Below are 12,925 nucleotides of genomic sequence, written 5' to 3' on the forward strand. Positions count from 1 at the left end.
GGTGCTCTACGTCGGGACCGCCGTCAACCTGCGGCGCCGCGTCGGCCAGTACTTCAACGGCTCGGACTCGCGCACCCGCATCAAGGAGATGGCCTCGCTCGCCACGGCGGTCGACCACGTCGAGTGCGCACACGACCTGGAGGCCGGGGTGCGCGAACTCCGCCTGCTGGCCGCGCACGCCCCGCCCTACAACCGGCGGTCGAAGTTCCCGCAGCGGTGGTGGTGGATCACGTTGACCGACGAGGCCTTTCCCCGCTTCTCGATCGTGCGCACCCCGAAGCACGACGCGGTGATCGGCCCGTTCCGCGTCCGCGCCGACGCCGTCGACACCGCCGCGCTCCTGGCCCGGTTCACCGGTGTCCGGACGTGCACCAAGAAGCTGGGGCGCACCGCGGTGCACGGTCCGGCCTGCCCCGAACGCGAGCTGTCACCGTGCCCGGCGCCACGCGATGCGAGCGCCGCCGAGTACGCCGGGACGGTCGCACATGCCGCCGACCTGATGTCCGGCCGCGACAGCAGCGCCATGGTCGCCGTGCTGGCGCATATCGCGGACCTCGCCGACCGCGGCCGCTACGAGACGGCGGCGCGGGTGCGCGATCACGCCGCCGCCGCGATCGACGGGCTGTGGCGCGGGCAGCGGCTGCGGGCGCTGGCCGTCGTCACCGAACTCGTGGCGGCGCGTCCCGACGGCAGCGGCGGTTGGCACCTCGCGGTGGTGCGCAACGGGCAGCTGGCGGCCGCGGGCAACGCCCCGCGCGGTGTCCCACCCATGCCGGTCGTCGACGCGATCTGCGCTGGCGCACAAGCCGTTCTGCCGTCGCCGGCGCCGTTGGGCGGCACACTGGTCGAGGAGACCGCGTTGATCGCGCGGTGGCTGCATCAGCCCGGTGTGCGCATCGTGCGCGCCGACGACGGCTACTGCACGCCCTTGCACGCGGCGGGCCGGTGGGCGGCGTGGGCCGCGTCGGCGCGCTCGGCCCGTGTCGCCGCCGAGCAGATCGCCGGCTCAAGCCTGCTGACTGAACCGCACCCAACGCGCGAGGAGGTGTTCGGCCGCCCCGGAGTCGATGGCCTCGGCCGCCTTGGCCAGCCCGCTCTCCCAGGCGGGCAGCCATTTGGCGTCGCTGGCTAGCCCCGCGTGCGCCACCAAAGCGCCTGCGGCGTTGAGGATCACCGCGTCGCGCACCGCGCCCGGCGCACCGCCGAACACCGCGCGCACCGACGCCGCGTTGGCCTCGGCGTCGCCGCCGACGAGTTCGGAGATCTCCGCGCGGGCGAACCCGAATGCGGCCGGGTCGAACTTCAGCCGCTCGACCGTGCCCGCCTGCACCCGCCAGATCGTGCTGGTCGTGGTGGTGGTGAGTTCGTCGAGACCGTCGTCGCCGTGCACCACCAACACACTCGACCCCCGGCTCGCGAACACGCCGGCCATCACCTCGGCCAGCTCACCCCATGCGCACCCGACCAGCCCGGCCCGCGGCGAGGCCGGATTCGTCAACGGGCCGAGCAGGTTGAAGACGGTCGGCACCCCGAGTTCGCGGCGTACCACACCCGCGTGCCGGTACGACGGGTGGAAGTGCGGCGCGAACGCGAACCCGATCCCGACCTCGGCGACGCTGCGCGCGACCTCGTCGGGTCCGAGGTCGATGCGCACCCCCAGCGCCTCGAGCGTGTCGGCTCCGCCCGAGAGCGACGACGCGGCGCGGTTCCCGTGCTTGATCACCGGCACGCCGGCGGCCGCGACGACGATCGCCGCCATGGTCGACAGGTTCTGGGTGTTGGCGCCGTCCCCGCCGGTGCCCACCACGTCGACGGTCGCGGTGCCGATCACGTCCGTGGGAACCCGCCGCGCGTGTTTGAGCATCGTGTCGGCCAGTTCGGTCACCTCGGCCGAGGTCGGGCGCTTCATCCGCATCGCCACCCCGAAACCGGCGATCTGAGCGGGCGTGGCCGCGCCGGTCATGATCTGATCCATCGCCCACGCCGCCTGTCCGGTCTCGAGCGACTGGCCGGTGGTGAGCCGGCCCAGGATCCGGGGCCAGGTGAAGGGATCGGGTTTGTCCGTATGAGCCACCTCGCGATTATGACGAAACGCCGACCCGGGTGGAGATCGACAACTACAAAGCGTCATACTTGCTCCTGTGACGAGCGCTGTAGGGACCTCGGGAACCGCAATCACGTCGCGAGTACATTCGCTGAACCGGCCGAACATGGTCAGTGTCGGCACCATCGTCTGGCTGTCCAGCGAGCTGATGTTCTTTGCTGGCCTGTTCGCGATGTACTTCACCGCGCGTTCGCAATCGGGCGGCGAATGGCCGCCACCACCGACGGAGCTGAACCTCGCCCAGGCCGTGCCGGTCACCCTGGTGCTGATCGCGTCGTCGTTCACCTGCCAGATGGGTGTGTTCGCCGCCGAACGCGGCGACGTGTTCGGGCTTCGCCGCTGGTACGTCCTGACCTTCGCGATGGGCCTGTTCTTCGTCCTCGGCCAGGGCTACGAGTACATGCACCTGGTCCAGCACGGCACCACCCTCTCCAGCAGCGCCTACGGCTCGGTGTTCTACCTGGCCACCGGCTTCCACGGCCTGCACGTGATCGGCGGTCTCGTCGCGTTCCTCATCCTGCTGGCCCGAACCCGGATGAGTAAGTTCACTCCGGCTCAGGCCACCGCGGCGATCGTGGTGTCGTACTACTGGCACTTCGTCGACATCGTGTGGATCGCCCTGTTCGCCACCATTTACTTCGTCCGTTGATCGGCTCGCCGATGAGTCCGTTGACCGGCTCCGATACCGGTCCGATGAGAAGGGGTTCGATGACCGACAAGTCGCGCCGTCGGCTACGCAGGCGCCTGTCAGGTGCTGTGCTGCTGCTGCTCGGACTGGGCGTCGCGGGCGGTCTGGCCGCCACCCTCACGCCCTCGCCGCAGGTTGCGGTCGCCGACGAATCGCAGTCGGCGCTGTTGCGCACCGGTAAGCAGTTGTTCGACACCTCGTGCGTGACCTGCCACGGTGTCAACCTGCAGGGCGTGCCGGACCGCGGGCCCAGCCTCATCGGCGTCGGCGAGGCGGCGGTGTACTTCCAGGTCTCCACCGGCCGCATGCCCGCGATGCGCGGCGAGGCCCAGGCTCCACGGAAGGCGCCGGTGTTCGATGAGGCCCAGACCGACGCGCTCGGGGCCTATGTTCAGGCCAACGGCGGCGGCCCCGTCGTCCCGCGTGACGCAAATGGCGGGGTCGCGCAGGAGTCCCTGCTCGGCGACAACGTCGCCCGCGGCGGCGACCTGTTCCGGTTGAACTGCGCATCGTGCCACAACTTCACCGGTAAGGGCGGCGCCTTGTCGTCGGGTAAGTACGCGCCCGACCTCGGAGAAGCCAACCCCGCGCAGATCTACACCGCGATGCTCACCGGTCCGCAGAACATGCCCAAGTTCTCGGACCGGCAGCTGTCGCCGGAAGAGAAGCGCGACATCGTCGCCTACGTCCGCGAATCCGCGGAGACCCCTAGCTACGGCGGCTACGGCCTCGGCGGGTTCGGCCCGGCGCCCGAGGGCATGGCGGCCTGGATCATCGGCATGGTGGCCGTCATCGCCGCGGCCCTGTGGATCGGAGCGCGAGCATGAGCGAGCCGGGCAACGGCACCGAGAACACCCCGAAGGGCACCGACGCACCCGGCCAGGCCGGCGTGCCGGGACAGCCCACGGACGCCGAGCTGGCGTCGATGTCGCGTGAGGAGCTCGTCGAGCTCGGCGGCAAGCTGGACGGCGTCGAGATCGTCTACAAGGAGGACCGCTGGCCGGTCGCCGGCACCAAGGCCGAGAAGCGCGCCGGGCGCGTGGTCTCGTATTGGCTTCTGCTGGGCGGCTTTTCAGGCCTTGCCCTGCTGCTGGTCTTCCTCTTCTGGCCGTGGGAGTACAAGCCCTACGGGTCCGAGGGTGAGTTCCTGTTCAGCCTCACCACGCCGCTGTACGGGTTGACCTTCGGGTTGTCGATCCTCTCGATCGGCATCGGCGCGGTGCTGTACCAGAAGAAGTTCATCCCCGAGGAGATCTCGATCCAGGAACGCCACGACGGCGCCTCCCCCGAGATCCACCGCAAGACAGTCGTGGCGAACCTGACCGACGCCCTGGAGGGCTCGACGATCAAGCGCCGCAAGCTCGTCGGGCTCTCGCTGGGAATCGGCCTGGGCGCCTTCGGCCTCGGCACGTTGGTGGCGTTCGCGGGCGGCCTGATCAAGAACCCGTGGAAGCCGGTCGTGCAGACCGCCGACGGCAAGAAGGCCGTGCTGTGGACGTCGGGGTGGACCCCGCGGTACAAGGGCGAGACGATCTACCTCGCCCGCGCCACCGGCACACCCGGCGAGTCCCCGTTCGTCAAGATGCGGCCCGAGGACATCGACGCCGGCGGCATGGAGACCGTCTTCCCGTGGCGCGAGGCCGACGGCGACGGCACCACGACCGAGTCGCACCATCGCCTCTCCGAGATCGCCATGGGCGTGCGCAATCCCGTCATGTTGATCCGGATCAAGTCGCAGGACCTGCCCCGGGTGGTCAAGCGCAAGGGCCAGGAGAGCTTCAACTTCGGCGACCTGTTCGCGTTCACCAAGGTCTGCTCGCACCTGGGTTGCCCCTCTTCGCTTTACGAGCAGCAGTCCTATCGCATCCTCTGCCCGTGCCACCAGTCGCAGTTCGACGCGTTGCACTTCGCTAAACCCATATTCGGCCCGGCTGCGCGCGCGTTGGCGCAGCTGCCCATCACCATCGACCAGGACGGGTATCTCGTCGCCAACGGCGACTTCATCGAACCCGTCGGGCCGGCCTTCTGGGAACGGAAAACAGCATGAGTCCGAAATTGCCGAAACCGCCGAACGTCGCCGAAATCGCTGCCCACCAAGGGAATGCGATCGACTCGCGCTACCACCCGTCCGCGGCGGTACGACGCCAGCTGAACAAGGTGTTCCCGACCCACTGGTCCTTCCTGCTGGGCGAGATCGCGTTGTACAGCTTCATCGTCCTGCTGATCACGGGCGTGTACCTGACGCTGTTCTTCGACCCGTCGATGGCGGAGGTCACCTACAACGGCGTGTACCAACCGCTGCGCGGTGTGGAGATGTCGAAGGCCTACGCGTCGACGCTCGACATCAGCTTCGAGGTTCGCGGCGGGCTGTTCGTCCGTCAGATCCACCACTGGGCCGCGTTGTTGTTCGCGGCGGCGATCATGGTCCACCTGGCCCGCATCTTCTTCACCGGCGCCTTCCGGCGCCCGCGCGAGGCGAACTGGGTGATCGGGGCCCTGCTGCTGATCCTGGCGATGTTCGAGGGCTACTTCGGCTACTCGCTGCCCGACGACCTGCTCTCGGGCATCGGACTGCGGGCCGCGCTGTCGTCGATTTCACTCGGCATGCCGGTGATCGGCACCTGGTTGCACTGGGCGTTGTTCGGCGGCGACTTCCCGTGCGGCGGAGTCGGATACATGTGCAGCGAGGACGGATACTGGATCCCCAGGATGTACGCGCTGCACATCCTGCTGATCCCCGGAATCATGTTGGCGCTCATCGGGCTTCACCTGGCCCTTGTGTGGTTCCAGAAGCACACCCAGTTCCCCGGCCCGGGCCGCACCGAGACCAACGTCGTCGGCGTGCGCGTCATGCCGGTGTTCGCGGTCAAGTCGGGCGCGTTCTTCGCGATGACGGTCGGCATCCTCGGCCTGATGGGTGGTCTGCTGACGATCAACCCGGTCTGGAATCTCGGGCCCTACAAGCCATCCCAGGTGTCGGCGGGTAGCCAGCCGGACTTCTACATGATGTGGACCGAGGGTGTGGCGCGTATCTTCCCGCCGTGGGAGCTCTACTTGGGCAACTACACCGTCCCGGCCTCGACATGGGTGGCGCTGTTCATGGGCCTGGTGTTCACGTTGCTGATCGCCTACCCCTACATCGAGAAGAAGCTCACCGCCGACGACGCGCACCACAACCTGCTGCAGCGTCCGCGTGACGCTCCGGTGCGAACCGCGTTGGGCGCGGCCGCGATCTCGCTATACATGCTGTTCACGCTGTGCGCGATGAACGACATCATCGCGCTCAAGTTCCACATCTCGCTGAACGCGACGACGTGGATCGGCCGCATCGGCATGGTGGTGCTGCCCGCGATCGTGTACTACATCGCCTACCGGTGGGCCGTCGGCCTGCAGCGCAGCGACCGTGAGGTGCTCGAGCACGGCATCGAGACCGGCATCATCAAGCGGCTGCCGCACGGTGCCTACATCGAGCTGCATCAGCCGCTGGGGCCGGTGGACGAGCACGGTCACCCGATTCCGTTGGAGTACCAGGGCGCTGCCCTGCCGAAGCGGATGAACAAGCTGGGCTCCGCGGGAGCACCGGGTACCGGTGGCTTCCTGTCGGCCGATCCAATCGAGGAGCACGAGGCGCTCACCGCCGCTCTGCACGCCGGCGAGCGCAGGGCGCTCACCGCGCTGGCCAAGCACCAGGCGCGCACCGGCTCGTCGAACGGGCACGGCTCACGCGATGGGGATTCGTCCAACGGCCATCACTGACAGGCCGTTGGCACAAACGAAAAAGGACTACGCGCCCTGCTGATCGAGCAGGGCGCGTAGTTCTTTGAGGTAGAACCACGGCACGACCGGCATGGCGAGCGTGACCAGAGCGGTCAGCACGTAGAAGACCCACGCGGCGACGTCGCTGTCGATCGCCATCAGGTAAGTGGCGATACCGATGGTGACCATGGCGATGCCGATCGCGCACGCGATGACCGTCGCGCACCGCAGCCACAGCAGGTCGACCGCCGCCGAGCCCGGTTCCGGCGCCTCGAGCGTGCGCTGCTGGCGCGGCGCGGCGTACGGCAGCTTCTCGGTGGCAGGCGTCGGATCGACCCCCGGCGCGCGACCCGCGGCCGCCGGGGCGGGTCCCGTGCCCTGCGGCTGCGGCTCCTCCAGCGCTTCGCGCCGGGCCCGCAACAACAGCGGGACCGCGCCGATGATCACCACCGCGGAGATCCCGATGATGGTGTAGAGCAGCCACGGCGTCCCGGCGTCCCCGGAGGACTCGGCGTGCCCCCTGCCCAGGTCCACCAGCGCCACCGTCGCGGCGACTCCGGTGCCGAGCGCGACCAGCCAGATCGCCGCGCACGAGCCGAGCAGAATGCGGTCGGTGCGGTCGAGTTCGCTGGGATCCAGTGCGGGGGTCAATCGCGAGCGCCCCGACGCGTCGGTTTCGTAAGTCATCAGCAGCTGGTCTGTGCGGCGTTGTTGGTGTTCGAGGACAGCACGGTGCCGTCACTCGTGGTGATCGAGCAGTTGAGCCGGCTCACCAGGAACAGGCTCGACGCCTGCACCGACCCGACCTCGGACTGCGAGATCGGCGTGACGGTCAGCGACCACGGGATGTACACGTTGCGCTGCGTCCGGCTGCGTCCCGACGCGTCGATGTAGGTCACGGTGATGATGTCTCCCGGTGCTTTTGTTCCGGTCACCGAATAGGTGACCTGTCGGGGGCCCGAGCGTGTCGTGGTGGGCGGCGGCGCCGGTGGTGCAGTGGTCTCCGGCGCCGGCGGTGGCGGCGGCTCGGCGGGTGCGGGCGCCGGAGGCGGTGGCGGCGGCTCCTCGGTCACCGTGACCGTTTCCGGCGGCGGAGGCGGCGGCTCCTCGCTCGTCGGCGGCGGAGGCGGGGGTGGTGGCGTCGTCGTGGTGATCTCGTCCTGCACAGGGGGCGCCACCGTCGTAGTCGAGGTCTCCGGGGTGGCGAGGTTGTCGGTGTCGGTGCGGGTCACCAGCACCGAGACGGACGCCACCAGGGCGATCGCCGCGATGATCGCCGCCACGCCGACGACCCACGGCCACCGGGGCGGCGCGGGCTGGTCGACGGCGTCGGCCGGTTCGTAGTGGTCGTAGTCGTACAGCGACGAGTCGGCCGGCACATAGGGGCCCGCGGTGAAATGCTCCGACTCCGGCGCCGAGTACGCCCGCGAGTGCAAGTCGGTTTCGCTGGTGTCCGGCGCGGGTTGATCGCCGGCGATGGGATCCGGTTCGGAACCTCGCTCCTGGCCCGTCAAGTCCGAACCTTCGTCATCCGGGGGATTCGGCCCGCTCATCTACGCCTATCCTTCTCGACTACTCCACCGGCGCCTGCAGCGCATCGCCGACTCGGCCGGCGCGGTCCATTGCCCGCGCGGCCAGCGCGGCCGACCGTGCCTCGGCAACACTACCCAACGGCGTCACCGCGGGTGATCACCCGGCACGGTTGCCGCGCGAGTGGTGGCTCGATTGTGACCTTGCGCTGCGGCGCCGACCGGCAAGGTGGACGATCCGGCCGGTCAGTGCTTCTCGGGGCCGGTGTAGTACTCGAATGTCAGGGCCGCGACCGTCGTGATCACGAAGCAGGCACCGGCCACGATGAGCCACGGGAGCCAGATCGCCACGCCGACGGCAGTGATCGACACCGACAGCGCGATGAAGATCGGCCACCAGCTGTGCGGGCTGAAGAAGCCCAGCTCGCCGGCGCCGTCGCTGATCTCGGCGTCCTCATAGTCCTCGGGGCGGGTGTCGAGGCGCCGCGCCACGAACCGGAAGAACGTGCCGGTGATCAGGGTCAGGCCGGCGGTGAGCACCAGCGCGGTCGTGCCTGCCCACTCGATGCCGCCGTACTGGAACATCGCCGTCAGCACCGCGTAGACCACCGCGGCGAGGATGAAGAACGCGGTCAGGAACTCGAACAACCGGGCTTCGATATGCATGTGGTGTCCCTACTTGCTGGCCTGCGTGAGCTGGGGTGCCTGCTCGCCGCGGCGGGTGTCGAACGGCTTCGTGGTGACCGCGGTCGGCGGCTGGTTGATCGCCTGCAGCGCTTCGGCGTTCGTCTTACCGTCGATGCGCTGCTGCAGGTACGCCTTGAAGTCGTTGGGCTCCACCACACGCAGCTCGAAGTTCATCATCGCGTGGTAGGTGCCGCACATCTCGGTGCAGCGCCCGACGAACGCGCCGGTCTGGTTGATCTCGCTGATCTGGAACGTGTTGTCGGAGTTGTTGGCCTCCGGGTTCGGCATCACGTCGCGCTTGAACAGGAACTCCGGCACCCAGAATCCGTGGATGACGTCCGCCGAGGCGATCTGGAACTGGATGCGCTTGCCGGACGGCACCACGAGCACCGGGATCTCCGAGGACGTGCCGAGCGTCTCGACCTTGTCGAACGCCAGGTACGAACGGTCCTGCGGGTGCTTGCCGGCGATCACGCCGAATTCGCTGCCGTGTGAACCCTCTTCACCGCCGTGCTCGCCCTGCAGCCCCTCCGGGCCGGACGCCACCGCGGCGGCACGCTCCGGGTCGGCCCCGTCGTAGGTGAAGGTGCCGTCGGAGAAGTCGACCTTGTTGTAGCCGAACTTCCAGTTCCACTGGAAGGCGGTGACGTCGACGACGACCTCCGGGTTCGGCTCCTCGTGCAGCAGCTTCTCCTGCACCACCACGGTGAAGTAGAAGAGCACCGAGATGATCAGGAACGGGACGACCGTCAGCACCAGCTCCAGCGGCATGTTGTAGCCGAACTGGCGCGGCAACTCGGTGTCGGTCTTCTTGGCCCGGTGGAACGCCGAGGTCCAGAAGATCAGGCCCCACACGATCGCGCCAACGACGAGCGAGGCGATCACCGAACCGATCCACAGTTCGCGGTTGACGTGCGCTTCGGGCGTGATGCCCTTGGGCCATCCCAGGCCCAGCACCTCCGACCAGCTGCAGCCGCTGAGCAGCAACGCTGTAGCACCCAGGACGACTGCCAGCGACGCGGTTCGCGCCGCCGCCTTCAGCCCGCGAGGTGTCACGTTGGAGCCTCCTAGAAGTCAGTGACGCGCGACCGCGGTGCGGTCGTTTTCTGGAGCGAATACTACGCAGCGTAGACCACGCCCGGGTGGCGGTCTCAACACACCTCACCTTCTCGTATCTATCTCGCTATCTCGTGTGCGCGGGCCGTTAGGCATACTGGCGCCGTGTGCGGACTGCTGGCCCTGTTGCGTGACCCGTCCGCTGACGTCTCCCCCGCGCTGATCGACGCGGTGTCGGGCGCGTCGCACCTGATGCGCCACCGCGGCCCCGACGAGCCCGGGACCTGGTCGGATGACCGCGTCGTGCTCGGGTTCAACCGGCTGTCGATCATCGACATCGCGCACAGCCACCAGCCGCTGCGGTGGGGACCGCCGGAGACGCCCGACCGCTACGTGCTGGTCTTCAACGGCGAGATCTACAACTACCTCGAGTTGCGCGAGGAACTGACCGCCCGCCACGGCGTGGTGTTCAACACAGACGGCGACGGCGAGACGATCATCGCCGCGTACCACCACTGGGGCACCGACGCGTTGACCCGGCTGCGCGGCATGTTCGCGTTCGCGCTGTGGGACACCGTGAGCGGCGAGCTGTTCTGCGCTCGCGACCCGTTCGGCATCAAACCGCTGTACCTGGCCAGCGGTCCCGGCGGCACGGCGGTGGGCAGCGAGAAGAAGTGCCTCCTCGACCTCGCCGACGAGCTCGGCCTGGACCTCGGCATCGACCAGCGCGCCGTACAGCACTACACGGTGCTGCAGTACGTGCCCGAACCGGAGACCCTGCAGGTCGGCATCCGCCGGCTGGAGTCGGGAAGCTACGCCCGCATCCGTGCGGGGGCGCACCCCGAGGTGACGCGCTACTTCCATCCGCGGTTCTCCGCGGTGCCGTTCGTGGCGGGCAAGGAGTCCGAACGCTACGACGAGATCACCGCGGTGCTCGAGGATTCGGTCGCCAAGCACATGCGCGCCGACGTGACCGTTGGCGCGTTTCTGTCCGGCGGCATCGACTCGACGGCCATCGCAGCGCTGGCCATGCGCCACAACCCGCGGCTGATCACGTTCACCACGGGCTTCGAGCGCGAGGGCTTCTCCGAGGTCGACGTCGCGGTGGCCTCGGCCGAGGCGATCGGCGCCCGGCACGTGGCCAAGGTCGTCAGCCAGGGCGAGTTCGTCGCGGCGCTGCCCGAGATCGTCTGGTATCTCGACGAACCGGTCGCCGATCCTGCGCTGGTGCCCTTGTTCTTCATCGCCCGTGAAGCGCGCAAACACGTCAAGGTGGTGCTCTCGGGCGAGGGCGCCGACGAACTGTTCGGCGGCTACACCATCTACCGGGAACCGTTGTCGCTCAAGCCGTTCGAATACCTGCCGCGCCCGCTGCGCCGGTCACTCGGGCGGGCGTCGCGGCCGCTGCCGGAGGGGATGCGGGGCAAGAGCCTGCTGCACCGCGGTTCGCTCACGCTCGAGGAGCGCTACTACGGCAACGCGCGCAGCTTCTCCGACGAGCAACTGCGCGCGGTGCTGCCCGGTTTCCGCCAGGAGTGGACGCACACCGACGTGACGGCGCCGGTGTACGCCGCGTCGCAGGGCTGGGACCCGGTCGCGCGCATGCAGCACATCGACCTGTTCACCTGGCTGCGCGGCGACATCCTGGTCAAGGCCGACAAGATGACGATGGCCAACTCACTGGAACTGCGGGTGCCGTTCCTGGACCCCGAGGTTTTCGCCGTCGCCTCACGACTGCCGTATGACCAGAAGATCACCAGGGCGACAACGAAATTCGCGCTGCGACGGGCGTTGGAGCCGATCGTTCCCGAGCACGTGCTGAACCGGCCGAAGCTGGGCTTCCCGGTGCCGATCCGGCACTGGCTGCGGGCCGGGGAACTGCTGGACTGGGCGCACTCGATGGTGAACTCGTCGCAGGCGGGCGATCTGGTCGACCTCGCCGCGGTGCGCACCATGCTCGAGGAACACCGCAGCGGCACAAGCGATCACAGCCGCCGGCTGTGGACCGTGCTGATCTTCATGCTGTGGCACGCGATCTTCGTCGAGCGCAGCATCACTCCGCAGATCGGCGAGCCGACCTACCCGGTGCAGCTCTGATCCTCGAGCGCCGCCCTATTTGAGAGCGGAGGCGATCTCCGCCGCCGCTTCGTCGCCGTAGGCGTCGCCCAGTCGCTGAATCGCCTCCTCGCGGTTCCAGCTCCACTCCTGCGGGCCGGGCGCCTCGAACACGAGCACGGCCACCAGCGAGGCGAGCTGCGCCGAGCGCTCCAGGCTCAGCCCGGCGCTGCGCCCGGTCAGGAAGCCGGCCCGGAACGCGTCCCCGATGCCGGTCGGGTCGGCCTGGCGCTTCTCGGGAACCACGCCGACGTGGATGAAGGTGCCGTCGGAGCTGACCAGGTCCACACCCTTGGGGCCGAGCGTGGTGACGCGCAGCCCGATCTGGCTCATCACTTGGGCCTCGCTCCAGCCGGACTTCTGCAGCAGCAGATCCCATTCGTAGTCGTTGGTGAACAGGTAGGTGGCACCGTCGATCAGCTTGCGGATCTCCTCCCCCGACAGCCGCGCCAGCTGCTGGGAGGGATCGGCGGCGAAGGCCAGCCCGAGCCTGCGGCACTCCTCGGTGTGCAGGAACATCGCCTCGGGGTCGTTGGCGCCGACGATCACCAGTTCCGGCGTACCGACCCGCTTCGTCAGGTCCGCCAGCGAGATGTTGCGCGCCTCCGACATCGCACCCGGGTAGAACGACGCGATCTGCGCCATGGCCTCGTCGGTGGTGCAGACGAATCGCGCGGTGTAGGCGCTGTCGGAGACCAGCACGCTCTCGGTGTCGACGCCGACGGCCTCCAGCCAGCTGCGATAGTCGTCGAAATCGCGGCCGACGGCGCCCACGAGCGCAACGTCGCCGCCGAGCACACCGATCGCGAACGCCATGTTGCCCGCGACGCCGCCGCGGTGCACGACGAGATCGTCGACCAGGAAACTGAGTGAGACTTTCTGCAGGTGATCGGGCAGCAGCTGTTCGGAGAATTTCCCGGGGAACCGCATCAGATGGTCAGTTGCAATCGATCCGGTCACCGCAATTGTCACGAACTACACCCTTCATTT

The 12,925-nt window shown here is 68.4% G+C and carries 11 protein-coding genes and 1 pseudogene; 6 read left to right on the forward strand and 6 right to left on the reverse strand.

From position 1 onward, the window contains the following. Position 1: 1 nt before the first annotated feature. A pseudogene (locus A5752_RS28320) lies at positions 2-433 on the forward strand (DEDD exonuclease domain-containing protein); the annotation flags it as partial. Between the two features lie 573 nt (positions 434-1,006). Here A5752_RS28320 and trpD read toward each other — a convergent pair. Further along, positions 1,007-2,074, reverse strand: a complete 1,068-nt coding sequence (gene trpD, locus A5752_RS27175; RefSeq protein ID WP_068293137.1) for an anthranilate phosphoribosyltransferase — start codon at positions 2,072-2,074, stop codon at positions 1,007-1,009. Between the two features lie 67 nt (positions 2,075-2,141). Between trpD and ctaE the strand changes: the two genes are divergently transcribed. Genes ctaE through qcrB form a run of 4 tightly spaced genes read left to right on the forward strand, consistent with a single transcriptional unit; the run spans position 2,142 to position 6,548 of the window. Next, complete coding sequence (ctaE, locus tag A5752_RS16725) at positions 2,142-2,753, forward strand: aa3-type cytochrome oxidase subunit III (RefSeq protein ID WP_082963929.1); 612 nt, start codon at positions 2,142-2,144, stop codon at positions 2,751-2,753. Between the two features lie 44 nt (positions 2,754-2,797). Next, positions 2,798-3,619, forward strand: a complete 822-nt coding sequence (gene qcrC / locus A5752_RS16730; RefSeq protein WP_502686745.1) for a cytochrome bc1 complex diheme cytochrome c subunit — start codon at positions 2,798-2,800, stop codon at positions 3,617-3,619. Then, positions 3,616-4,839 carry a cytochrome bc1 complex Rieske iron-sulfur subunit gene (gene qcrA, locus A5752_RS16735; protein ID WP_067087747.1) on the forward strand — a complete coding sequence of 408 codons (1,224 nt, stop codon included), beginning with the start codon at positions 3,616-3,618 and terminating at the stop codon, positions 4,837-4,839. The genes qcrC and qcrA overlap by 4 nt, the downstream gene beginning before the upstream one ends. Continuing rightward, positions 4,836-6,548: a cytochrome bc1 complex cytochrome b subunit gene (gene qcrB / locus A5752_RS16740; protein ID WP_067087749.1), complete on the forward strand. Its 1,713-nt coding sequence runs from the start codon at positions 4,836-4,838 to the stop codon at positions 6,546-6,548. Before qcrA ends, qcrB begins: the two co-directional genes overlap by 4 nt. Positions 6,549-6,575: 27 nt before the next feature. Here the strand turns inward: qcrB and A5752_RS16745 are convergent, their stop codons facing one another. The 4 genes from A5752_RS16745 to ctaC all read right to left on the reverse strand — a co-directional run bounded on the left by A5752_RS16745 (position 6,576) and on the right by ctaC (position 9,820). Beyond that, positions 6,576-7,235 (reverse strand): DUF2561 family protein, encoded by a 660-nt coding sequence (locus A5752_RS16745; RefSeq protein WP_067087751.1) that lies wholly within the window; start codon positions 7,233-7,235, stop codon positions 6,576-6,578. Beyond that, positions 7,235-8,101 (reverse strand): MmpS family transport accessory protein, encoded by an 867-nt coding sequence (locus A5752_RS16750; protein ID WP_067087754.1) that lies wholly within the window; start codon positions 8,099-8,101, stop codon positions 7,235-7,237. Before A5752_RS16750 ends, A5752_RS16745 begins: the two co-directional genes overlap by 1 nt. Before the next feature lie 222 nt (positions 8,102-8,323). Then, complete coding sequence (locus A5752_RS16755; RefSeq protein WP_067087756.1) at positions 8,324-8,743, reverse strand: cytochrome c oxidase subunit 4; 420 nt, start codon at positions 8,741-8,743, stop codon at positions 8,324-8,326. Between the two features lie 9 nt (positions 8,744-8,752). Further along, positions 8,753-9,820, reverse strand: a complete 1,068-nt coding sequence (gene ctaC, locus A5752_RS16760; protein ID WP_067087758.1) for an aa3-type cytochrome oxidase subunit II — start codon at positions 9,818-9,820, stop codon at positions 8,753-8,755. A gap of 165 nt (positions 9,821-9,985) precedes the next feature. On the opposite strand from ctaC, the gene asnB reads away from it, so the two are divergent. Continuing rightward, positions 9,986-11,917, forward strand: coding sequence for an asparagine synthase (glutamine-hydrolyzing) (gene asnB / locus A5752_RS16765; protein WP_067087759.1), 1,932 nt, complete (start codon positions 9,986-9,988; stop codon positions 11,915-11,917). Positions 11,918-11,932: 15 nt separating this feature from the next. Here asnB and A5752_RS16770 read toward each other — a convergent pair whose 3' ends face one another. Beyond that, the gene (locus A5752_RS16770) at positions 11,933-12,907 is read right to left on the reverse strand and encodes a carbohydrate kinase family protein (RefSeq protein ID WP_067087761.1); all 975 of its coding nucleotides are present in this window, start codon (positions 12,905-12,907) and stop codon (positions 11,933-11,935) included. Between the last annotated feature and the right edge of the window lie 18 nt (positions 12,908-12,925).

This window comes from Mycobacterium sp. 852002-51961_SCH5331710, from assembly GCF_001665535.1.
In the GTDB taxonomy this organism is placed as follows: Bacteria; Actinomycetota; Actinomycetes; order Mycobacteriales; family Mycobacteriaceae; genus Mycobacterium.

What these genes read in the sequence shown, in the direction of transcription:
- qcrC (WP_502686745.1), top strand. Translation starts at nt 2,798, where the DNA reads ATGAGAAGGGGTTCGATGACCGACAAGTCGCGCCGTCGGCTACGCAGG.
- qcrA (WP_067087747.1), top strand. Translation starts at nt 3,616, where the DNA reads ATGAGCGAGCCGGGCAACGGCACCGAGAACACCCCGAAGGGCACCGAC.
- qcrB (WP_067087749.1), top strand. Translation starts at nt 4,836, where the DNA reads ATGAGTCCGAAATTGCCGAAACCGCCGAACGTCGCCGAAATCGCTGCC.
- A5752_RS16745 (WP_067087751.1), bottom strand. Translation starts at nt 7,235, where the DNA reads ATGACTTACGAAACCGACGCGTCGGGGCGCTCGCGATTGACCCCCGCA.
- A5752_RS16750 (WP_067087754.1), bottom strand. Translation starts at nt 8,101, where the DNA reads ATGAGCGGGCCGAATCCCCCGGATGACGAAGGTTCGGACTTGACGGGC.
- A5752_RS16755 (WP_067087756.1), bottom strand. Translation starts at nt 8,743, where the DNA reads ATGCATATCGAAGCCCGGTTGTTCGAGTTCCTGACCGCGTTCTTCATC.